Raw genomic sequence first — 21191 nt, forward strand, 5'->3', positions numbered from 1 at the left:
TTTCTTAACAATTTAATAGGATTTAAACAAAAAAATCCCCTGAGTAAAATTTACCCAGAGGAAAAATTCTTAGTCTAATTCAGCAATTGCTTCTATTTCGATTATTGCTCCTTTTGGAAGAGCTGCAACTTGAACTGCACTTCTTGCCGGCTTATGATCTCCGAAAAATTCTGCATAAACTTCGTTCATATCAGAAAATTGTGATAAATCTTGCATGAACACGCCAACTCTTGCGATGTTTTCAACTTTGCCGCCTTCAGTTTCGATAATATGTAAAATATTATCTAATGATGCTTTTGTAGCTTTTTTTATATCAGTTTGTAACTCTCCATCAACGATTGGAAGTTGTCCTGATACATAAATTGTTTTGTTAGCAGATGTTGCTTGTGAATATGGTCCAATTGCAGCAGGTGCTTTGTCTGAATGTAAAAATTTCATACTGTCCTCCTAATTCCACAATCTTTCTATGTCGTAGAAAGAACGTGCTTCTTCTGTAAATACATGTACTATAATATCATTAAGATCTAGCAAAATCCAGTTACCTTCGCTGTAACCTTCTTTTCCTAAAATCTCAAAACCATTTTCGTCGCACACTTTTTCCACTTCATCAATAATAGATTGAGCGTGGTTAGGTGCATTGGCAGTTGCAATCACAAAATAATCTGCAACAGCTGAATCTAACTTCAAAGTTACAATGTCTTTTCCAATCTTATCGTCTATTGCTTTTTGAACTAACTCTAATTCAGTCATCTATACTCCCTTCAATAAATAATTTCTGACATTAACACTAGTGATAGATATTTCCCTCTCACCTTCTATAAGATATTTTATCGTATCATCTAGTGATTTGACAATTGCTTTATTCAAATTTATTTTGGATAATCTTCTGATTTCATCAACGCCATCATAATCTCTCTTATCTTCGGTCTTATCAGCCAAGTAAATTATTTTTTCGAAATCAGTCATATTAATTCTTCCAGTTGTGTGAAATTCTATCGCATCCAAAATTTCTTCGTCATTTACGCCGTATTCTTTGCTAGCGACAATTCTACCCAAATAGCAGTGCAATAACTTAGGATTTTCCATATCAGAATTTTTCCCTCTCAAATCTCTAAGCTCTTCAAATTCTTTCTTGTACTTATCCAAATACATTTCTTCGTTGTTTTTTGCACAGTCGTGAAGAAGCGCCGCTAATTCTATTTTTGCATAGTCTTGATTGTAAAGCTTTGCTAATTCAATAGCTTTGTCCCTCACTCTCAAAACGTGTTCGTATCTTGTTTTTTTGAGCATTTTACTCAAATTATTTTCTATTTCTTTAACTTTCATATAATTTGTTTCTCACAATATATTCAAAAACTTGATTTGGCACGAAATACCTAAAATCCTGATTTGTTTGAGCTTTCTCTCTGATTTTTGTAGAAGAAATATCTATAAAACTTGTGGGAATTTTCTCCACAAAATATCCCTTTGATTTTAAATCATCGATTTTTATATCTAGTTTGGACATCTCTTCTTGTCTTCTAATACAAGACAAAATCTTAGTATTTTTCAAAAAATCTTCTGCATTCTCCCAAGTTTCCACACTCATCAGCGAATCTTCGCCCATTATGAAATAAAAATCATGATCGTAATTTTCTCTCAAATATTTCATAGTTTCCCATGAATATGTCACGCCTTTTTTGTTGATTTCATAATCACATACATTAAACTTCTTGTTATCTTGTGTGGCAATCTTCACCATTTCAAATCTTTTTTGTTTGTCTGTGACATTTTTATCTTGCTTAAAATTCGGATTACCAGTAGGAATAAACCACACTTCATCCAAATTTTTGTAATTAATAGCTTCCATAGCTAATATCAAATGTCCTATATGAATGGGATCAAAAGTCCCACCCATTATTCCGACTTTAATCATCTAAATCTATTACCTTGTTTTCAGATTCTCTGTAAATTGTTAGAATATTTCCCATATATCTTACAAATTCACAGTCAAGTTTTGTCAATATTTCGTCTATCAACATATCTCTATCGTCCAAATTATTGTTGAGAATTTTAATCTTCATGACTTCTCTCTTGTTCAAAGTATCATCGATTTGTTTCAAAGTATTTTCTGAAATTCCACCTTTGCCAATATTTACAAGTGGTTTGTAACCATGAGAAATCTTTTTTAATTTTGCTCTTTGTTTTGGTGTTATCATTTTATCTCCTATTCATAAAAATCAAATTCCACATCACCGATAATTACATTATCTCCATCTTGAATTCCAAGATCTTTTAATTGTTCTATAATTCCCTTGTCTTCCAAAACTTTTTGCAAGTGATTTACTGATTCGTACACTTCAAAGTTTGTTCTGTAAATTAAGTTTTCAATCAACGGACCTTCGACAATGTAGTTTTCGTTTTCTTTTCTAACTTTGAAATCAGGTTCTTTTTCCTCTTCAAAGTAAACATATTGTTCATCCAATGTAGAATAATCATCTTCTATGCTATCCAAAGTATCTGCAATCAAATACATAAGTTTGTCCACATTCTCAGTTGTAGCAGCACTTATTTCTACGATTTCATCAACTTTGTCAGAATATTTTTCTCTGAATTCTTTTATATTATCTTCTGCCCCTAGGTCAGTTTTATTCAAAACCACGAGCATTTTTTTATCATTCAATTTGATATTGTATGAAGCCAATTCGCTATTGATAAGTTCAAAATCTTCGATTGGATTTCTACCTTCGCTACCAGAAATATCCAACACATGAACTAAAATTTTAGTTCTTTCGATGTGCTTTAAGAAATCATGACCAAGTCCCAATCCTTCACTTGCTCCTTCGATTAATCCAGGAATATCTGCAAGTACGAAACTTTTTTCTCCGACTTTGCACACTCCAAGATTTGGCTCAAGTGTTGTGAAGTGATAATTCGCAATTTTAGGTCTTGCGTTTGACATTATCGACAAAAGTGTAGATTTCCCAACATTAGGAAGCCCAATTAATCCAACATCCGCTAAAAGTTTCAATTCTAACTTAATTGTTTTTTCTTCACCTTTTGTTCCAGGCTCTGCAAATCTTGGCGCTTGTCTTATAGATGATTTAAAATGAACATTTCCCTTTCCGCCTTTGCCGCCTTTGCAAATTACAAATTCTTCCTTATCGTGTTTTACATCGTAGATAACCGTATCTGTATCGTAATCTTTAACCAAAGTCCCAACTGGAACTTTAAGAATTAAATCTTCACCTTTTTTTCCAAATTGTTTTTTGTTTCTGCCGTCGCCGCCATTTTCAGCTTTGTAAATGGATTTGTAACTGTAATCCATCAAAGTTTTAATGTCTTTATCTCCGACAATTATAATACTACCGCCATCTCCGCCGTCGCCACCTGCAGGGCCTCCTGATGGTTCGTATTTTTCTCTTCTAAATGCAACAGAACCGTCTCCACCTTTTCCAGCTTTTAGTTCTATCTTCGCTACATCTATAAACATTTTTCACCTCTTTACTAATGCTCACTATACTTGTAAGTTTACATTATTTCCCACTAAAAAAGCAACACCTTACGATTATAAAAAGGAAATCCAATTTATAATCATAACAAAGGTGTTGCTAAAAAATTAAGCTTCTTTTGGATATACAGAAACTTGCTTTCTGTTTTTACCAATTCTTTCGAACTTAACTACTCCGTCAATTTTAGTGAAAAGTGTATCGTCTCCACCCTTTCCAACGTTGTTGCCTGGATGTATTTTTGTTCCTCTTTGTCTAACTAATATGTTACCAGCTAGAACGTATTGGCCGTCACCTTTTTTAGTTCCTAATCTTTTGGATTCGGAATCACGACCGTTCTTAGTAGAACTTACTCCCTTTTTACTAGAGAATAATTGTAAATCTAATTTTATCATCATTACACCTCCCGATAGTTAATTTTCAAGTGTTTTATATTTTCGTTTCGTATTGATTCCAGAGCGAATACCAATGATTTCATCAAAATATCCACCTGAATCATTTCAGTCTCATTTAGTAAGTCATAGTTTATTTCGAAGAAAGCATCTCCGCTTTCAAAATGAAATTTCAACTTATCAGAGTCAAGCTTAAGTATTTCAGTAAATGTGTTAACAGTATTAATCAGATAAACACTGATAGCGCTACAGACCACATCATTTCCATAGGATCCATGATCAGCATGACCAGTTGATTTGACTTTTACAAATTTTTCGTCTTTTCTAAAAATATCGACAGTTACCATTAAGCATCAATTTTTTCGATTTTAACTAATGTATATGGTTGTCTGTGACCTTTTTTCTTTCTGTAGTTTTTCTTAGCTTTGAACTTGAAAATAACAATTTTCTTGTCTTTCTTTTGATCCAAAACTTCAGCTGAAACCTTAGCTCCTTCTACTACAGGGCTTCCAACTTTAACATCGTCTCCAGCTACCATTAATACTTGATCAAATTCGATTTTATCGCCTGCTTCAGCTTCGATTTTTTCAACTTTAATGACATCTCCTTCAGAAACTTTGTATTGTTTTCCACCAGTTTTAATAATTGCGAACATTTAGTGCACCTCCTCATTTTTAAGACTCGCCAAATCTAGGTACTTTTGAAGTTTGAAAACCCGATTCGAGCGGTTACACACCAAATAATTGTACAGTAATTTCATTTATTTGTCAAGTTTTACTGTGAATTCTAATAGATTTAAATTGCTAAATCCATGAAAATTTATATTCGGTTCACAAAATTCATTTTCAATAAAATCTGATAACTTTTTGTTGTCACCTTCTCTGACACAATCCACAATAACCATTCCCACCATTTTCTTCAAATAAATCATCTGATGGAATTTCTTCAAAGCTTTTGTGTTTAGTTCGTGAAAATAATCCTCACTCATTATCATTTGAGAAGAATTCACATCCACAACCCACATCGCCTCAGTTTTCTGGATGACAATTTCTGCGTTATTGTCCAGTTTTATTATTTCTGAATTTTTATCTATTATATCACGACTTATCAAATTATCATAGGTATAATCGTAATTTTCATCAAATTTTACATTTAAAATCCCCTTGTACTGTCTGTAAACTATTCTGTCATTAGTTATCAAATAATCCACATCTTCTTCTTGAATTATTTTATCCACTGGATTTTTCTTGTACAAAAGTTTTGGAATCGGAAGGAATTTCTTCTCTGTTTCAATGTAACGTAATTTATTTACAATAAAATTCATTTCTTTTTCTTGTTGTGACTTTTCTTGTTTGAAGAAATCTTCTCCTACAATTCCTGTGAATGTGTATTTTTGCTTGAATTTATCGATATCTTTGTATTTTTGTTTTCCTTCAAATGTTAATTTGTCGCCGTTTGTGTATTTCAAATTTTCTGTTTTAATCGTAATTTTCGTTGTGAATTTGGGGTATTTGTCACCAATTGATTCTTTCGTCATCTGAACTATTATTTCATCAGATGGTTTCAAGTTTTTGGTGAACTTTGTATTATTCAGAAATCCTGTTTTCTTTTTGTCGTATTCTATAAAAAACGCGTCGAGTTTTTTATCGTATTTTGTGATTTTGGCTACGTAGATGTTACCAAGTTCACTGTCGTAATCTCCCAATAATTTAAGCTCATCATCATAATATCCCCAAGTGTTTTTGTCTATGAATAGATATTTCATCTTTTGAAAATCCTATCGAAAAATCCGATTTTCGCTTCTTTGTCTTGTTTGTAATTTTGGATAATTTCAGTTAGTTTTTCATCGACATTTTCAGAATAGGAATTAATTTTCTTCTCGTATTCTTTTGTGAACTCTAATTTTCCAATGTATTTGTAATCAGATTTCCTTTTGGATGATGAATCCGTAATTTGAAATAATTTTTTTGCGTGAGATTTTTCTTCATTTCCCCACATTATTTCTTCATCAAATTCTATTCCAATATCTTCAGTGAATATTACAATGTCAAACTCACTTAATTTATCCAATAAATTTTGGTAATCATCAATTGTAGCAGAATATTTGTCGGGTTTTATGGTTGAAGGTATAACATATCTATCTTCTGTGATTTTGACCATGGATTTCTTGTAATCAACCACATTACTCAACACATCCAATGTGTCATAAACGCAGTAATCCTCCACCCCTAATGCGTATTCTATTTCTCTTGAATTTTCTGAATTTACTATTAAAATTTTTCCGTCTAATAAATTACAAAGGCTTTGTATCAACAAAGCCTTTTTTTGTAATTGTGAATTAACGAGTACTGTTTTCATACATATCATTCTCACTCTCAGTATTTTCTTGTTTTTCGTCTTTTTCTTTTTTTAATTTCAACGCTTCTGCCATTATATCTCTTGTCATTGGTCCATTATTCGTGCTCGTTCCACCTTGCATAATAACTGTTGCCACTGCAACTTTAGGATTTTCAACTGGAGCAAATCCAATCATCCATGCATGGTTGTCATATGTCTCTCCAGTTACTGGATTAACCCCAACTTGGGCTGTTCCTGTCTTCACTCCCGCAGAAACTGGGAAGTTTTTAAAAGTATTTTTTTCGTAGCCTTCAGTCGTAGCCAAGTGAAGTCCTTTTCTGATATATTCCAAATTTTCGTAATTTTTCAATTTGATTTTTTCGCTTTTCTTTTCGTTTTTAAATAGCGATGTGGAATTGTCATTGGATTTTACTTCATTTACAAGCGATAATTTGTTCAAGTATCCATTATTTGCAAATGCAGACATATATCTTGCCATTTGAAGTGGCGTGTATGCGTTCTGTCCTTGACCGATAACTACGTTCAACATATCACCGATATTCCACTTTGATTGGCTCAAATAATCGAATTTGATTTTATCGGCGAACGAATTTCTCTCTCCGTCTAGTTTCTTTTCTGCATCAAATCCCAAACTATTCAATGTATTTATAATATTGCTTCTCGTTTGAAGATTTTTATCATCTGCTAATAGCACTATTTTATCGATTTTTGATTTCATTTCCTTTGGAGTAAATACTTCTCCTTCTTTTATATATTTTTCCGCATTTTTTTCCAAAAATCTTCTGAATATTGCTTTGAAGTTATTTTCTTTTATTTGTGGGTCTGGAACTGTTCCAGAATTTTCTGCTGGAATATTGATATCTATTCCAGTTTTACTACCTAGGCCAAGTTTTCTTGCAGTAGACACCAATTCATCAACACTCAATTGATATCCCAAATCTCTGGAACGTCTTTGATCTTTTCCAAGTGCTAGAGAATAATAATAGTAGTTACAACTGTCTCTTAGTGCTTTCATCACATTGTCGCTACCGTGAGTTCCTTTGTGTTCATTCCATATCCAACAACCGAATATAGAACCGCCGACATCTACGTATCCTCCGCATTTTATTTCATGATAAGGATCAAATCCACCCTCTAATGCTGCAAGAGAAGTATTAAGTTTGAAAATAGAACCTGGTTGCATCGCAGCTTGCATTGGAATGTTATACAGAGGTCGTGGGGATATTGGATCTTTCGGATCTTCTGCTTGTAAACTTTCCCAATCAGTTTGTGAAATCCCAGTTGAAAACAAATTTGGATTATAAGATGGGAATGAAGCCATCGCAAGTATTTCTCCAGTTTCAACATCTACTGCAACTGCTGCACCACTTTTTGCGTTCTTATATCCAGCTAAAGTTTTGTCTCCCCATTCGGATACATAAGTTCCTCCAGAGCTTACGGCTTTTATAGATTTTTTCAAAGATTCTTCGGCAACTCTTTGAACATTAGTGTCAATACTCAAATACACATTGTCGCCAGGAATTGCTTTTTTCTCAGACAAAGTTTCAGTTCTATTTCCTTTGCTGTCGACCATAACCCTCAAAGATCCGTCTTGTCCTTTTAATGCATCTTCCTTGCTTTCTTCAATTCCAGTTTTACCAATCAAAGCATCCTTGCTGTAGCCTTTTTGTTTTACGTATTCTTCAATTTCTTTCTCAGTAGAAATCTTTCCGATATATCCCAACACGTGACTTAGTTCTTCACCATTAGGATAATATCTAACTGACCTTGTCGCTACCTCTATTCCTTGGTTTTTTCCAAATCTTTCCTCGATGCTACTCACGGATTCTTCCGTTAAATTGTAGCTTAGAGCGATTGGCTCATAACCTTTTTGTCCTTTATTTTTTAATTGATTGTAAATACTTACGATGTTGTAGGCATCGTATTTTGAATATTTTTCGCATTTATTTTTCTTCAAAATTTCTTCATACAAAAGCTTAACATCAGAATTTATTTCCTTGTCGTAACTCTTGTAGAAATCTTCCATATTTTTTTCGTAAATGTACTTCCAATCATTAACACTAATCGAAGGATTGATGTTGTTTTCAGTGTTTACCGATTGAGCAATAAGTTTGATTTCGTCATCTGTTATGAATTTGAACGATAAATTATTCGAATTCAATAAATCTGCAACGTGTTTGTATGGATCTGTAGACTTTTTACTTTCTGTGACAAACTTAGCCTTAACTTTTGGATTTTGCTTGTCTTTCTCATCCAAGCTAAACTCTACATTTGTTTGTATTCCATTTTTTTTGAGTAAGTTTAGGGCTTTTTCCAACACAACAGTTTTCTTGTCATCTTCTACATCAACTTTTTTCAAAAGCTCAACTATAGTATTGTCTTTTACAATATTTACAAAATCGTCAGCAGCTTCTGTTTTAAAATCAATTTTGTTGGACAACTTCATCATTTCAACTTTTTTCTCCAAAAGTTTTTGGTTGTCTTTTAGTTCCATATCTTTCAGAACGATATTATCTTGAAGATTTTCCTTTTCCAATTCCTTGTAAACCATCGACCTAATGACGCTGTCATTCAAAAGTTTTCTGATAATTGATTTGTCTTTTTGAATTATCGTAGCTATCGCAGAATTAACATCTGAAGTTTCCTTTAATCCGTGTTTTTTTAGTAATTTCACAGTTTCTTTGTCATTTGTATCGAACTTTGTATTATCTTTACGATCCAATTTCAAAGTCAAACCTTTTGAACGAAGTGCATTCAAGCAATAATCCAAGACTGTTTTCTTATAAATTCCTTGATTAGTTTCTTGTGTGTAAGTCTTGTCGATCAGATTTGCCATTATGTTTTTATCCATGACAATTGATGCCACTTTGTCAAGCGGTGATTTATCTTCTTTCAAATAATCGTCCGTATTTCTGTAAGTAAAAGCGTTAAGTGCGATTGGAAAATCTTCGGTATTCATCGAACCATCTTTTTCCAAAATTCTCGATAAATTCAACAATGCATCATTACTATCGTCAAGCTTCATTTGTTTGATTTGATCTTTGTACAAATTAGCAACATAAACATTTTTCGTCGTCGCTAACAATTCTCCGTTTCTATCGTAAATATTTCCCCTAGGAGCAGGGATTTTAACTTCACGAAGTCTATTATTCTTGGCAATATCCCTGTAGTAGTTTCCTTTAATTAATGTCAAATGCATCAATTTCAAAGTAAGTACGGTCATCATTATCGCCAATATCACAATAATTATCGTAAATCTATCGTATTTTTCAAGTTTTTTTAAAAATTTATTGTCAAATTTCTTCATTTTGTACCTCAAATAAACTTAAATTTTGGAAATTTAAATATCTTTTTGAACAATTTGAACAAAACATAATACAATAGAACATTTAAAATCATTTCGATTAAAATCGGTCCTTTTAAATAAGCTTTATTGAATCCATTTCCTGTAATATAGAGTACAAAATAATGAACGAGAGTGTAATACAAAGTCACAAAAAACGTAAGTATCATACCACTTCTTGGATCTTCTTTGTTAATTCCTGCTTCGCTATTTCCAATTAAAAATCCTGATGTAAAATAAATCAACGCTCTTACTCCAATAACTGGACTGAATATCGCATCCTCAATTAGCCCAATTATCATACCGTTTAATGAGCCTGTATACGCACCAAATCCAATGGACAATAACACTACTATCGGTATGGAAATATTCGTGTACACGTTGAATACTGAAATTCTGGAAAGAAGTGTCGCTTGGATTATGATGTCCAACAAAACTATCAAAAATATTTTTAACTTGTTCATCTAATTCACTCCTTGTCCATCAACTATAAGAACGCGGTACATATTGTTAAAGTTGATTTGGGATTTGCATTTAATAATTTTGGTGAAATTATCCTTTGTCTTGATAACTTCTGTTACTTCTCCGATTTTGATATCTCTCGGATACACTCCTCCAAGTCCCGATGTTGTAATAATATCTCCAACTTTTACATCAGCATTAGAATCGTACATGTATCCTTTAAGAATGTCTTGTTCTTTTTCATTCAAAATCCCAACATCTTCACTTTTTGCAAGTCTAAACCCAACGTTGTTTCCGCTATTCATAATAGTGTCCACTTTGCTATGGTTAAGTCCAACCTCCGTTACAACTCCAACTAAACCTTTTTCGATTCCATCATTTGAAGACACAGCCTCTATCACGATGTCACCTTTTTTGATTTTATCCATTGAGCCTTTATCTATACTAAATCTAGTAAAAATATTCCCAGGATCTTTTCCTGTTATGAAAGCTTTTGTTTTTATAGTCCTATCCTTACTCAAAAGTTCGTATTCTTCTTGCAAATATCTCTTGTCACTTATAACTTTGTTCAAATTATCTACGTTTTTTCGTAGTTTTGCGTTTTCTACCGTTAATCTTTGATTATCTTCACGCATTTTTTTAGTTCCAAAAACATAATGAACTGATTCCTTGAATTTGGAGCCTATCACATAAAACACTTTGTTAACAGGAGTAATCACTGTTCCTATCGCGTTTTCTCCAATAGACATGTAGGTTTTATTATTGTTTGATATTGTAATAGTCAATATGAGAAACAAAGTCACCGCAAAGAAGAACACTTTTTTTCTAAGCTTATTATTATATCCAAACTTAGCCAATTATTTGTCTCCCTTCTTTAAGAATTTACCAATACCAATTCCTGTGCAATCCATCGGACTATCCACTTTCAACACTTTGATTCCCAAAACATTTGTGATGTATTCATGAATGTAGTCGATAAGACTCACTCCACCTACAATGTAGATTCCTTCTGCAATAATTTCGTTTGCAATATCCGGTGGAGTTTTCTCCAAAACTTTTCTCAACGCTTCGATGCACATATCTGCTATCGGCACAATCGCAGGAGTAATATCCTTCGCCCTAATCTCAACAGATTTTGGCATCGTGGATATCACATCAGTTCCCCCAACAATCATCGTGTTGTTTTCCCTGTCAGAATTCAATGTCGCAATCTTAAACTTAATCGCTTCTGCTGTTGAAATACCGATGTTAACTCCAAATTTTTTCTTCAAAATTTGTTTTATTTCTTGGTCAATATCTTCTCCACCACTTTTGATGCAGTAGCTTGTAACAATTCCACCCAAACTAATCACAGAAGCTTCGATTGTACCTGCGCCAATATTTAAAATAATGTGTCCCGTTGGTTCATCTACATCGACACCCAATCCTTTAAGAGAAGCTATGTTTTCTTCAACCAATTTTACACTTCTCGCTCCAGAATTTAGCGCCAAATCTTCCACGCTTCTTCTCTCAACATCCGTCAAAGATGCAGACACCGATACACACACTTCTGGTTGAAAAACCGAAAAATTTGGTCTCGCTTTTTTAATAAAATACGAAAGCATGCTAACAGTCGATTCAAAATCAGCTATAACGCCGTTTTCAATCGGACTTATTGCTACGATATTGTCCGGAGTTTTTCCAATCATGCTTTTCGCTTCAGTTCCCACAGCGACAATATCGTAATTATTTATATCTATAGCTACAACGCTAGGTTCGTTGATTATTATTTTCCCATTTTCATCGGAAATAATGGAATTAGAAGTTCCCAAATCAATTCCCAAACCCTCTTGTTGAAATTTAAATAATTTCATTTAAAAATACATTCCTTTCCTCATACTCAGACTATCATTTGAGCTAACGATAATATGATCTAACACTTGTATTCCTACCAAATCCCCCACTTTATCCAATCTTTTTGTAACTTCAATATCCGCATTTGATGGAATAAGAGAACCTGAAGGATGATTATGTACTAAAATAATCGAATTCGCTCCCTTCTTAATAGCAGATTTAAAAACTTCTCTAGGATGAACGATAGATTGATTGATAGTGCCTTTGCTAATAAGCTCTTTGGAAATAATTCTATTTTTAGTATCGAGAAGTAGTGCATAGAAGTTTTCCACATCACAACTTCCAATCTCATTACAAAAAATCTCTGCAACGCTATCTGGATCGTTCAGACTGAAACTATCCATTGCTTTTCTCAAAGCAAGTCTTCTTCCTATTTCAATTCCAGCCAAGATTGATGTAGCCTTTGCCATCCCAATTCCCTTTATCTTCATTAATTCCTCAACGCAAATATCCTTATAATCATTTTCATTAATATAATCAACGACTCTTTTGGAGAGAACTTCTACTCCCTCTTCTTTGATTCCAGTCTTCAATATAATTTGCATCAATTCTTCATCACTCATTGAAGAAATACCATTGATTTTCATTTTTTCTCTGGGTCTTAGGGACTCATTCATTTCCTTAACTCTCATTGTTATCTCCTATTATTAAACAAATAATTTTTTTGCTTAGAAAGTGCATTTGTTAGGTAATTTGAAGTAAGCCCAACAAATACACCTGTAAATATACTCAAAAACACCAAAATTGGCAAATAAACCAAAATTCTAAGATTGTTCAGCATAATTGCACACACCAATACTTGCGATAAGTTGTGAGTAAAAGCTCCGAACAAGCTAACTCCAATCAACGAAAAATATTTTCTCAAATATTTGTTTACCAAATACATCACAACAAGGGAGCTTACAGCTCCTGCCAATGAATAGAAAAAGCTTATAACAGCCCCTGTGATTAGCATTAGTAAAAATGATTTTAAGATTCCTATTACAAGAGAATCTCTAAAACCAAAAACAATTAAGCATGTTAGTATTACAATGTTGCTAAGCCCAAGTTTTGCACCAGGCATTACGATTGGAAGTGGAATCATTGACTCAATCAAGCTTACTACCAATGCAACTGCCGTTAAAATAGGAATATGTAATCTTTTCATCAATAATTCACCACATCAATATCATCTTTGTTTTGCTTGTTAGCCTTAATTTCTACAACTAATTTATTCGGCAAACAAACAATAACATCCCCTGGTTTATCTATCTTTCCTTTTAGCATACACAACTTGTCCGGACAATCGGATTCAGTAATTGCAACACTGTATCCATTAATATGAACAACGTTGTGACCGTATTTATTATCGATTTTATAATCATAATGATCGATTGGAAGTGTAATTTGTTTGATTTCTTTTCCATTCACTTGAATTGAAACGTATTTGTCTTGTGAATTTACATTATTAATATTTAAAATCACAAACAATACAGCTGAAAAACACAACAAAAATCCAATCAAAATTTTATCGTATTTAGTCATTAAATTCTCCTTTAAACTACCTTATAGTTTATCATTTTATCGTGTATCTTTTCAAGATTAAACAAAAATGAAAATTCATTTGCAAATAAAAAAAGAACCTCGAAACTCAAATGCTTCGAAGTTCTTCAATCAAAATTTTTATGATTTTAAATCAAAATTTATTTTAATGAGTTTTTCCACCTGTAACTTTGATGTCTTCATCATTGTCTATTACAGCTTCAATTGCTTTTTCCAATGCTTTTGCAATTGTATCCAAATTCATTGAAGCAGTGTGTGGTTTATCTAAAACTTGTTCTGGTAAAAATGGAATGTGAATAAATCCAGTTCTCATATTAGGATATTCAGTAGCTCTTACATGAGCCATTCCGTATGCAACATGGTTACAGATGAATGTTCCTGCAGTGTTTGACACAGATGCTGGAATGTTTGCTGATTTAATGTTTTCAACTATTGCTTTGATTGGTAGAGTCAACAAATATGCATCAGGGCCATCTTCGGCGATTTTTTCGTCGATTGGTTGGTTTCCTTCGTTATCTTTAATTCTACAATCATCAACATTGATTGCAACTCTTTCTACAGTAATGTCTTCACGTCCACCAGCTTGTCCAACTGATATTACAACATCTGGTTTAACTTCTGCGATTTTTTCTTTCAATTTATCTACACTTTTTCCAATAACTGTAGGAATTTCTATTTTGATTATTTCATTTCCTTTAATTGAATCAGGTAATAACTTAACCGATTCTATTGCAGGGTTAATTTTTTCTCCACCAAATGGATCAAATCCAGAAACTAAAATTTTCATAAATTTACCTCCTAAAATGCTAATATCATTAATAATACAACATGAACAAATACTAGAGCTAAAGCAACAGGAAGTTGTGCTTTAATAACTCCATTTTTATCTTTCATCTCTAAGATTGCAGCTGGAACTATGTTAAAGTTTGCCGCCATTGGTGTAATCAAAGTACCGCAGTATCCAGCAGTCATACCAAGTGATGCTACAACAGCAGGATTTGCACCTTTTGCCATCAATAAAGGAACACCAATTCCTAGAGTAATAACAGTAAATGCAGCGAATGCATTACCCATTATCATCGTAAATACAACCATTCCAACGATATACGCAACAGCAGCTGCAAATACTCCCGCATCGCCTACAATTCCAGCAGCCAAGCTACCTATTAGCTTACCTACCCCAGCAGATGCAAATATAACTCCCAAACCACCTAATAATTGTGGTAGTAATGATGAAGATCCAACTTGCATCAACATTTTTGTAGTGTCTTCTGCAGTTTCTTTTGCTTTTGGCTTTGCGATAATAATCGCAATAATCAAAGCCAATAATGATGAAATAGTAAGAACTTGTGCAGCTGACAATGAGAATATTCCATCAGTGTTTTTCAAAGGAATCTTAAAAGATTTCAATTGCGATAAAAGCATCGCACTAATTCCCATTACTAATGCTGGAATAAAAATCTTGCCTCCAACTTTTTCAGCATTTTTCATTCTTTCTTCTTCTGTTAGTTCTTTAAATTCTGCTGGTTTGATTTGATTTGCAATTGATAATACTCCCAAGAATAAAAGTATAACACCTACAATTATTCCACCAGATTCTACATTTCTTACCAAGAATCCTCCACCAGCAAACAATACTCCAAGTAATATCCAGAAAAGCATTGTACCTATCTTTGCTTCTTTGTTGAATCTTGCACGGATACCAGTCATTATGCAGATAATTCCACATAAGATGTATGCTATCTCATCAAGAACAACCTGATTATCTACAAAAAAATCAAACATTTTTTATATCCTTTCTAAGTTTCATTTCAAAAACAGCACATTGTATAAGTGCAATAATCAACATACTAACCCCTGCAAATATAGACCATTTTGCTATTTCTGCAGTTTCCAATGGAAATCCTGCATCTTTTAATGTAGTTTGCATCAAAAGTACACCAGATGCCAATGGAAATATATTTTGTCCGTAGAAGTTACCGTAGTTTTCAACAGCAGCAGCTAAACCCTTCAACTCGTCAAGTCTTACTTCTGTCAAATCAACTTTCTTTCTTGCAGCACCTTCTGCCATTGGTAAAATCAATGGACGTATAAATTGAACGTGTCCACCAAGTCTTAAAGAAAACGCAGCAGCTATCCATCTAATGAACAAGTAAATCCACAAAACAGAACCTGCACTAGCCATTTTGAATTTGGAAATAAAATCTCTAGCCTTTTCCTTAAGTCCGTATCGTTCCATAATTGCGATAACAGGAAATGAAATCAAGAACAAACTCATCAGTCTATTATTGACAAATCCTTCTCCCATAATTTTCAAAGTGCCCGTTAATCCAAGACCTCCCGCAAGACCTGTAACAAGACCTGCCAAGAGAACTATTCCCAAAACATCTAGTTTTAGTGCGAATCCAACGACAATAATTAATATTCCTATGAAAACTAAATATTCTCCCATATTGCTCTCCTTAATTTTTATTAGCCAAACAAAATTTGACTTCTTAAAATTATACCCAATACTTTTTTATTTTAAACTTTTAATTAATTTTTATTTTCAATTTTGATGTTGTAGTGTCTTTATTTGTTATGTTTTTGATAATTAAACGTAAAAAAACAGACCGTATAAAACGGTCTGTAAAATATTAAGCTTCTTTAGCAGGAGCTTCTTGAGCTTTTGCTTTAGCTTGTTCTTCTTTTATTTTAAGTCCTGGATAAATTGCTTTTGTAGGACATTTGTCTACTGCTTTTTGAACTTGTTCTGGATCTAATCCTTCTGCATTGTTGAAGTGAGCTAAGTTATCTTCAACGCTGAATCCATCTGGACACATCTTAGCACAAATTCCACAAGCAATACATCCAACTTTACAGTATTGTCTTACATCTTTACCTTTATCGTGACTGTTACATCTTACATAAACGTCTTGATCGTAATCTACAAGTTTAATAATATTTCTTGGACAGATTTCAATACATTTTTTACAAGATGTACATTTTTCTTTATCTACTAATGCAATGCCATTTACAATGTGAATCGCATCGAAGTCACACACATCTACACAGCTTCCGCAACCCAAACATCCGTCTGGACAAGTTTTGCTTCCACCTTGAAGATTGTGGTTAACTCTACAATCCATAATACCTTTGTATTTGAATTTTTCAGTAGCGTATTCTGGAGTTCCTTGGCACATTACACATGCAACTTGCTTTGCAGAATCTACTGCATCAGCTCCCATGAATGCTGCTAGTTTGTCGGCAGTTTCTTTTCCACCAACTGGACAAGAATTACAAGGTGCTCCTTTGTTTACGATGGCATCTGCAAGTCCGTCGCAACCTGGAAATCCACAGGCACCACAGTTTGCGCCAGGTAACATTTCTCTTACTTTAAGTACTCTTCTATCAACTTGAACTTCGAATTTTTTAGATGCAAAACCCAAAAGCAATGCAAATAAAATTCCTAGTGCTCCTAAGATTATAAATGGAGTTAAAATTGTCATTTATTACCTCCTATACCAATCCGCCGAATCCGAAGAATGTCATCGCCATTAATCCAATAGTAATAAACGCGATTGGTACACCTTTAAAACTTTCAGGAATATTTTTGTTCAATGCGATTCTTTCTCTGATTGCAGCTAATAAAGTTATCGCTAAAATGAAACCTAGTGAAGCACCGATAGCACTTGCTAATGTTTCAATTAAGTTGTATTTTTCTTTTACGTTTGCTAATGCAACACCCAATACTATACAGTTTGTAGTTATAAGAGGCAAGAACACACCAAGTGCGGAGTACAAGTTTGGACTCATTTTCTTTAATGCCATTTCTACGAATTGTACCAATGTCGCAATAACCAATATGAACACTATCGTTTGTAAGTATTCAATGTGAAATCTTTCTAGTATTTGAATTTGTAGAACGTAAGTAACGACAGATGCTATTGTAATAACGAAGAATACTGCCATACCCATACCAATAGCTGTTTCTGTTTTTGAAGACACACCTATCAATGGGCAAAGTCCTAAGAATTGACCAAATACGTAGTTGTTTACTAATAAGTAAAGAACTATTATTTTAAATATATTTGCTAACATTAGTCTTCACCTCTCATATTGTTCTTCTTTCTTTCTTGTCTTGATAAGAAAGAATTGTAAGTAGCTAACAATATTCCAAGTACCATGAATGCTCCTGGAGCTGCTGACATAATACCAATTGGAGGAATATCTCCTATTACAAGTTTTCCTAAGATTTTTCCTGAGCCTAATAACTCTCTGATGAATGCAACCAAAATGATTACAATACCATATCCCAATCCATTTGAGATACCATCTAACAATGATAAGAATACACCATTTTTAGATGCGAAAGATTCAGCTCTCGCTAAGATTATACAGTTTACTACGATTAGAGGAACGAATGCTCCTAATGAACTGTATAGTGCTGGAACAAATGCTTCAAGCATCATTGAAACTAATGTTACGAATGTTGCAATTACAACGATATATGCCGGAATTCTAACTTTGTCCGGAATAAAATTTCTAAGTAATGATATTACTATGTTTGAACAAATCAAAACGAATGTGAACGCCGCAGTCATACCAATTGCGTTTTCTACTGATGTTGATACACCCAGTACAGAACACAAACCTACCAATTGGATTAAAACTGGGTTGTTCTTAAGAATGCTGCTTTTGAAAACTTTAGCCGCTTTACCTTTTTCCATAATTTCCCTCCTATTTTAATCCCGCATTAGCTTTTTGAGATACGTTCAATGCGTTTTTGGCTGCTGTAGTGGAATAAGTCGCACCACTTAGAGCTTGAATTTCGTTGTCAGCTTGTGGCTTTTTCACAGCTGCTAATTCTTTTTCCATAGATTTTCCAATAACTGAATCTACGAATTCTGGATCTCCAATTCTGCTTCCAATTCCAGGAGTTTCTTGTGATTCAAGAATTGAATATCCTACGATTTTGTTTTCATTGTCTACACCAACTACGAAAACAACATTTCCTGAATATCCACCTACGCCTGTTGCTTTATATACATGACCTACAGGTTTTCCACCTTTGATAGCTTCTTGTATGTCATCTAAGTTTTCGTCTTTTGCTTTTAAATCTTTAATTTTTGCTTCATCAAGTGGTTTAAAAGATTCCGCTTCAGGAAAAGCTACTTTTAAAGATTTTTGATAATTTTCTAGTCTCTTAGCTTCTATTATTGGTTCAGTAACTTGGTTTGCAAATGCAAGTACTACCGCACTAATTGCTGTGATTATAAACAATCTAATAGCTAAATTTATTGAACTTCTCATATTCCTTGTTTACCTCCTCTACCAATTGGTGTTGGAACTGTATATTGATCGATAAATGGTACAGCACAGTTCATGAAGATTATCGCATAAGATACACCTTCTGGAAGGTTACCAAATTGTCTTATGATAGCTGTAAAGAAACCACAACCAATTGCAAATATAATTTGTCCTTTTGGAGTAACTGGACTAGTTGAATAATCTGTAGCCATGTAGAATGCACCCAAGATTAAACCACCAATAAATATGTTCATGCATGCATCTTGAATTCCTACGCCGCAAATAAGTAATGTTACAAATGTTGTTGCGATGTAAACTAATGGAATTCTAAGATTAATTACTCTTCTGTATAATAGATAAGCCACACCGATAAGTAATGCCAACGCACTAACTTCACCGATTGTACCACCCAAGTTTCCTAAAAATGCATCCATAAAGCTAACTGGTTGACCACCTGATAAAACAGTCGCATAAGTTTCTGCATCCACTGCTTTTTGTGTTAATGGAGCAGTGTAGTTACTCATTGCTTGTGCCCAACTTGCCATTATGAAAGCACGTCCTGCTAATGCAGGGTTCATAAAGTTTGATCCAATTCCTCCGAATAATTGTTTTACAATTATAATAGAAAATACCGATCCTATGATAATCATTGGAATTGGTAGTGTAACTGGCACGTTAAATGCCAACAATATACCTGTAACAACAGCTGATAAATCGCTAATTGTAGAAGGTTGTTTCATTATTTTTTGATAACAGTATTCTGATAAAACGCAAGCTGCAACTGCTGCCAATACCAAAACTAAACTTCTCATTCCGAATTCGTAAACACTCACTATCAAAGCAGGAACTAAAGCAATGATAACATCAAGCATAATTCTTTGAATAGATACTGCACTTCTTTGATGAGGAGCAGCTTCTACGATTAAATGAGATAAGTCGTATTCTTTTTGTACAATTTCTTTATTTTCCATAGACTATCCCCTTTTCCTTTGTTGTGCTTTTAATTGAGTCTTTGCGTGTACAATTGCTTCAACTAATGGTCTGTTTGATGGACAAACATAGCTGCAAGTACCACATTCTATACAATCATTCAAATGCATTTTTTCTGCTCCTTCAAAATCACCGTTCAATGATTTTAATTGTAAGAACAATGGCAATAAGCCGATAGGACATACATCCACGCACTTAGCACATTTAATACAAGGTTCTGGAGAAGCAAGAGTTGCATCTTTTTCATTCATAAAAATAATTCCGCCTGTTGTTTTAACAGTTGGAGCATCCAAGTTGTATTGGCAAGCACCCATCATAGGTCCACCAACGACAATCTTATATGGAGTTTCTTTGAATCCGTCACAATAATCCACTAAATCTTTGAACTTAGTACCGATTGGAACGTAAATATTCTTAGGTTCTTTGATAGCTGAACCTGTCATAGTAACTATTCTGTGAGTCAAAGGAATACTGTGAACTACAGCATCGTAAATCGCCATAGCACTTGAAATGTTCAAACCTTGAACTCCTCTTTCGTTTGATCTTTGAGCTTTAGAAATTTTCTTACCAGTAATTGCATTGATAAGTCTTCTTTCGTCCCCTTGTGGGTATTTAGTTTTAACAGCACAAATCGAAATATTTGTTTCATCTTTTGCAGCATTTTTCAAAATTCCGATTGCCTTTTGTTTGTTATCCTCAACCCCTATGTATCCTTTGTCACAATCCATCAATTTCATGATAATTTTCAATCCACCGATTGCTTTTTGAGGATATAATTCCATATTAAGTTGGTCACTAGTTAAATAAGGTTCACATTCTGCCCCATTCAAGATTACTTCTTCGATTTTTACATCTGGTTTTTTCTTCATCTTAATGTGAGTAGGGAATCCTGCTCCACCCAAACCTACTATACCAGCTTCTTTTATTCTTTCTAGGATAACTTCTTTTGATAATTGTGTGAAATCATCATTTGTTTCAGTGTATCCTAATTCGTTTAAACCGTCTGATTCGATTACTACAACTTCACCTTTTTGACCATTTGACAATACCATCTGCTCAATCTTCATAACCTTTCCACTAACTGAACTGTGAACAGGTGCTGAAATAGTCGCTTTAGATTCACCAATTTTTTGGCCCACTTTTACCTCATCTCCTACTTTTACTGTAGGTGTACAAGGCGCACCAATATGTTGATGCAATGGAATATAAACCATTTTAGGTTCAAAATTTGTATCTAAAGGACAATTTTGAGTATAGGATTTATGATCATCCATGTGAAATCCGCCTTTAAAAGTCAGATTTTCTAAACTCATTTTTTCACCCCTTTAATAAAATAAAAAATGGTGCAGAGAAAGAGACTTGAACTCTTACGGGATTACTCCCACTGCCCCCTCAAGACAGCGTGTCTACCATTCCACCACCCCTGCGTGATAA

General features: G+C 33.7%; 27 protein-coding genes, 1 tRNA gene and 1 other annotated feature. All 28 genes read right to left on the reverse strand.

Annotation, left to right across the window (positions count from 1 at the left end; genetic code table 11):
- Positions 1-69: 69 nt before the first annotated feature.
- Positions 70-438 carry a Rid family detoxifying hydrolase gene (locus GKG01_RS04755; protein ID WP_094223227.1) on the reverse strand — a complete coding sequence of 123 codons (369 nt, stop codon included), beginning with the start codon at positions 436-438 and terminating at the stop codon, positions 70-72.
- Between the two features lie 9 nt (positions 439-447).
- Entirely contained in the window at positions 448-750 is a 303-nt protein-coding gene (rsfS, locus tag GKG01_RS04760) for a ribosome silencing factor (RefSeq protein ID WP_002835520.1), read from the reverse strand.
- Positions 751-1326, reverse strand: a complete 576-nt coding sequence (yqeK, locus tag GKG01_RS04765) for a bis(5'-nucleosyl)-tetraphosphatase (symmetrical) YqeK (RefSeq protein ID WP_154271669.1) — start codon at positions 1324-1326, stop codon at positions 751-753.
- Positions 1316-1915, reverse strand: a complete 600-nt coding sequence (gene nadD / locus GKG01_RS04770) for a nicotinate-nucleotide adenylyltransferase (protein ID WP_154271670.1) — start codon at positions 1913-1915, stop codon at positions 1316-1318. The genes yqeK and nadD overlap by 11 nt, the downstream gene beginning before the upstream one ends.
- A complete protein-coding gene (locus GKG01_RS04775) occupies positions 1908-2198 on the reverse strand; it encodes a YhbY family RNA-binding protein (protein WP_002835523.1) in 291 nt (96 codons plus the stop codon). Before GKG01_RS04775 ends, nadD begins: the two co-directional genes overlap by 8 nt.
- 8 nt (positions 2199-2206) lie before the next feature.
- On the reverse strand, positions 2207-3472 hold the full coding sequence (gene obgE, locus GKG01_RS04780) for a GTPase ObgE (protein ID WP_154271671.1): 1266 nt from the start codon (positions 3470-3472) through the stop codon (positions 2207-2209).
- 126 nt (positions 3473-3598) lie between these two features.
- Positions 3599-3883: a 50S ribosomal protein L27 gene (gene rpmA / locus GKG01_RS04785; RefSeq protein WP_035109683.1), complete on the reverse strand. Its 285-nt coding sequence runs from the start codon at positions 3881-3883 to the stop codon at positions 3599-3601.
- A gap of 2 nt (positions 3884-3885) precedes the next feature.
- Positions 3886-4227 (reverse strand): ribosomal-processing cysteine protease Prp, encoded by a 342-nt coding sequence (locus GKG01_RS04790; RefSeq protein WP_094205326.1) that lies wholly within the window; start codon positions 4225-4227, stop codon positions 3886-3888.
- Entirely contained in the window at positions 4227-4535 is a 309-nt protein-coding gene (gene rplU, locus GKG01_RS04795; RefSeq protein ID WP_094208313.1) for a 50S ribosomal protein L21, read from the reverse strand. The genes GKG01_RS04790 and rplU overlap by 1 nt, the downstream gene beginning before the upstream one ends.
- A gap of 12 nt (positions 4536-4547) precedes the next feature.
- Positions 4548-4620 (reverse strand) — a sequence feature (ribosomal protein L21 leader region).
- 20 nt (positions 4621-4640) lie between these two features.
- The gene (locus GKG01_RS04800; protein ID WP_154254410.1) at positions 4641-5645 is read right to left on the reverse strand and encodes a ribonuclease E/G; all 1005 of its coding nucleotides are present in this window, start codon (positions 5643-5645) and stop codon (positions 4641-4643) included.
- A complete protein-coding gene (locus GKG01_RS04805) occupies positions 5642-6238 on the reverse strand; it encodes a cell division inhibitor (RefSeq protein ID WP_154271672.1) in 597 nt (198 codons plus the stop codon). The genes GKG01_RS04800 and GKG01_RS04805 overlap by 4 nt, the downstream gene beginning before the upstream one ends.
- Entirely contained in the window at positions 6219-9545 is a 3327-nt protein-coding gene (locus GKG01_RS04810; protein WP_154271673.1) for a penicillin-binding transpeptidase domain-containing protein, read from the reverse strand. The genes GKG01_RS04805 and GKG01_RS04810 overlap by 20 nt, the downstream gene beginning before the upstream one ends.
- An 8-nt stretch (positions 9546-9553) precedes the next feature.
- On the reverse strand, positions 9554-10045 hold the full coding sequence (gene mreD / locus GKG01_RS04815; protein WP_002838856.1) for a rod shape-determining protein MreD: 492 nt from the start codon (positions 10043-10045) through the stop codon (positions 9554-9556).
- The gene (gene mreC / locus GKG01_RS04820; RefSeq protein WP_154271674.1) at positions 10046-10900 is read right to left on the reverse strand and encodes a rod shape-determining protein MreC; all 855 of its coding nucleotides are present in this window, start codon (positions 10898-10900) and stop codon (positions 10046-10048) included.
- Positions 10901-11896, reverse strand: coding sequence for a rod shape-determining protein (locus GKG01_RS04825; protein WP_154271675.1), 996 nt, complete (start codon positions 11894-11896; stop codon positions 10901-10903). It abuts the gene before it with no gap.
- Positions 11897-12568 carry a DNA repair protein RadC gene (gene radC, locus GKG01_RS04830; RefSeq protein ID WP_154271676.1) on the reverse strand — a complete coding sequence of 224 codons (672 nt, stop codon included), beginning with the start codon at positions 12566-12568 and terminating at the stop codon, positions 11897-11899.
- A 2-nt stretch (positions 12569-12570) separates the two neighbouring features.
- The gene (locus tag GKG01_RS04835) at positions 12571-13083 is read right to left on the reverse strand and encodes a Gx transporter family protein (protein ID WP_002835538.1); all 513 of its coding nucleotides are present in this window, start codon (positions 13081-13083) and stop codon (positions 12571-12573) included.
- Complete coding sequence (locus GKG01_RS04840; protein ID WP_094209445.1) at positions 13083-13460, reverse strand: NusG domain II-containing protein; 378 nt, start codon at positions 13458-13460, stop codon at positions 13083-13085. Before GKG01_RS04840 ends, GKG01_RS04835 begins: the two co-directional genes overlap by 1 nt.
- A gap of 163 nt (positions 13461-13623) precedes the next feature.
- Entirely contained in the window at positions 13624-14265 is a 642-nt protein-coding gene (gene pcp / locus GKG01_RS04845; RefSeq protein WP_094224398.1) for a pyroglutamyl-peptidase I, read from the reverse strand.
- 11 nt (positions 14266-14276) lie between these two features.
- Positions 14277-15263, reverse strand: coding sequence for a DUF979 domain-containing protein (locus GKG01_RS04850; RefSeq protein ID WP_154271677.1), 987 nt, complete (start codon positions 15261-15263; stop codon positions 14277-14279).
- Positions 15256-15930 carry a DUF969 domain-containing protein gene (locus GKG01_RS04855; protein ID WP_002835543.1) on the reverse strand — a complete coding sequence of 225 codons (675 nt, stop codon included), beginning with the start codon at positions 15928-15930 and terminating at the stop codon, positions 15256-15258. Before GKG01_RS04855 ends, GKG01_RS04850 begins: the two co-directional genes overlap by 8 nt.
- A gap of 184 nt (positions 15931-16114) precedes the next feature.
- Positions 16115-16966: an RnfABCDGE type electron transport complex subunit B gene (locus GKG01_RS04860; protein WP_094206815.1), complete on the reverse strand. Its 852-nt coding sequence runs from the start codon at positions 16964-16966 to the stop codon at positions 16115-16117.
- A gap of 10 nt (positions 16967-16976) precedes the next feature.
- Positions 16977-17558: an RnfABCDGE type electron transport complex subunit A gene (locus GKG01_RS04865; RefSeq protein ID WP_094205310.1), complete on the reverse strand. Its 582-nt coding sequence runs from the start codon at positions 17556-17558 to the stop codon at positions 16977-16979.
- Positions 17558-18187 (reverse strand): electron transport complex subunit RsxE, encoded by a 630-nt coding sequence (gene rsxE / locus GKG01_RS04870; protein WP_094206814.1) that lies wholly within the window; start codon positions 18185-18187, stop codon positions 17558-17560. Before rsxE ends, GKG01_RS04865 begins: the two co-directional genes overlap by 1 nt.
- Positions 18188-18197: 10 nt before the next feature.
- Positions 18198-18770, reverse strand: a complete 573-nt coding sequence (locus GKG01_RS04875) for an FMN-binding protein (protein WP_154271678.1) — start codon at positions 18768-18770, stop codon at positions 18198-18200.
- Positions 18767-19738, reverse strand: coding sequence for an RnfABCDGE type electron transport complex subunit D (locus GKG01_RS04880; RefSeq protein ID WP_094206812.1), 972 nt, complete (start codon positions 19736-19738; stop codon positions 18767-18769). Before GKG01_RS04880 ends, GKG01_RS04875 begins: the two co-directional genes overlap by 4 nt.
- A 3-nt stretch (positions 19739-19741) precedes the next feature.
- Positions 19742-21070, reverse strand: coding sequence for an electron transport complex subunit RsxC (gene rsxC, locus GKG01_RS04885; RefSeq protein WP_094205306.1), 1329 nt, complete (start codon positions 21068-21070; stop codon positions 19742-19744).
- 28 nt (positions 21071-21098) lie between these two features.
- A tRNA-Leu gene (locus tag GKG01_RS04890) sits at positions 21099-21184 on the reverse strand.
- Between the last annotated feature and the right edge of the window lie 7 nt (positions 21185-21191).

Origin of the sequence: Finegoldia sp. BIOML-A4, assembly GCF_009679635.1 — a bacterium.
Lineage (GTDB): Bacteria > Bacillota > Clostridia > Tissierellales > Peptoniphilaceae > Finegoldia > Finegoldia magna.

Coding starts and splice junctions, on each gene's coding strand:
- GKG01_RS04860 (WP_094206815.1), bottom strand. CDS start 16,966: ATGACAATTTTAACTCCATTTATAATCTTAGGAGCACTAGGAATTTTA.
- GKG01_RS04880 (WP_094206812.1), bottom strand. CDS start 19,738: ATGGAAAATAAAGAAATTGTACAAAAAGAATACGACTTATCTCATTTA.
- rsxE (WP_094206814.1), bottom strand. CDS start 18,187: ATGGAAAAAGGTAAAGCGGCTAAAGTTTTCAAAAGCAGCATTCTTAAG.
- GKG01_RS04825 (WP_154271675.1), bottom strand. CDS start 11,896: ATGAAATTATTTAAATTTCAACAAGAGGGTTTGGGAATTGATTTGGGA.
- GKG01_RS04835 (WP_002835538.1), bottom strand. CDS start 13,083: ATGAAAAGATTACATATTCCTATTTTAACGGCAGTTGCATTGGTAGTA.
- mreD (WP_002838856.1), bottom strand. CDS start 10,045: ATGAACAAGTTAAAAATATTTTTGATAGTTTTGTTGGACATCATAATC.
- pcp (WP_094224398.1), bottom strand. CDS start 14,265: ATGAAAATTTTAGTTTCTGGATTTGATCCATTTGGTGGAGAAAAAATT.
- rplU (WP_094208313.1), bottom strand. CDS start 4,535: ATGTTCGCAATTATTAAAACTGGTGGAAAACAATACAAAGTTTCTGAA.
- yqeK (WP_154271669.1), bottom strand. CDS start 1,326: ATGAAAGTTAAAGAAATAGAAAATAATTTGAGTAAAATGCTCAAAAAA.
- GKG01_RS04855 (WP_002835543.1), bottom strand. CDS start 15,930: ATGGGAGAATATTTAGTTTTCATAGGAATATTAATTATTGTCGTTGGA.
- GKG01_RS04840 (WP_094209445.1), bottom strand. CDS start 13,460: ATGACTAAATACGATAAAATTTTGATTGGATTTTTGTTGTGTTTTTCA.
- GKG01_RS04790 (WP_094205326.1), bottom strand. CDS start 4,227: ATGGTAACTGTCGATATTTTTAGAAAAGACGAAAAATTTGTAAAAGTC.
- GKG01_RS04850 (WP_154271677.1), bottom strand. CDS start 15,263: ATGTTTGATTTTTTTGTAGATAATCAGGTTGTTCTTGATGAGATAGCA.
- GKG01_RS04800 (WP_154254410.1), bottom strand. CDS start 5,645: ATGAAATATCTATTCATAGACAAAAACACTTGGGGATATTATGATGAT.
- GKG01_RS04810 (WP_154271673.1), bottom strand. CDS start 9,545: ATGAAGAAATTTGACAATAAATTTTTAAAAAAACTTGAAAAATACGAT.
- obgE (WP_154271671.1), bottom strand. CDS start 3,472: ATGTTTATAGATGTAGCGAAGATAGAACTAAAAGCTGGAAAAGGTGGA.
- GKG01_RS04865 (WP_094205310.1), bottom strand. CDS start 17,558: ATGTTAGCAAATATATTTAAAATAATAGTTCTTTACTTATTAGTAAAC.
- rsxC (WP_094205306.1), bottom strand. CDS start 21,070: ATGAGTTTAGAAAATCTGACTTTTAAAGGCGGATTTCACATGGATGAT.
- rpmA (WP_035109683.1), bottom strand. CDS start 3,883: ATGATAAAATTAGATTTACAATTATTCTCTAGTAAAAAGGGAGTAAGT.
- rsfS (WP_002835520.1), bottom strand. CDS start 750: ATGACTGAATTAGAGTTAGTTCAAAAAGCAATAGACGATAAGATTGGA.
- GKG01_RS04805 (WP_154271672.1), bottom strand. CDS start 6,238: ATGAAAACAGTACTCGTTAATTCACAATTACAAAAAAAGGCTTTGTTG.
- GKG01_RS04755 (WP_094223227.1), bottom strand. CDS start 438: ATGAAATTTTTACATTCAGACAAAGCACCTGCTGCAATTGGACCATAT.
- GKG01_RS04775 (WP_002835523.1), bottom strand. CDS start 2,198: ATGATAACACCAAAACAAAGAGCAAAATTAAAAAAGATTTCTCATGGT.
- radC (WP_154271676.1), bottom strand. CDS start 12,568: ATGAGAGTTAAGGAAATGAATGAGTCCCTAAGACCCAGAGAAAAAATG.
- nadD (WP_154271670.1), bottom strand. CDS start 1,915: ATGATTAAAGTCGGAATAATGGGTGGGACTTTTGATCCCATTCATATA.
- GKG01_RS04875 (WP_154271678.1), bottom strand. CDS start 18,770: ATGAGAAGTTCAATAAATTTAGCTATTAGATTGTTTATAATCACAGCA.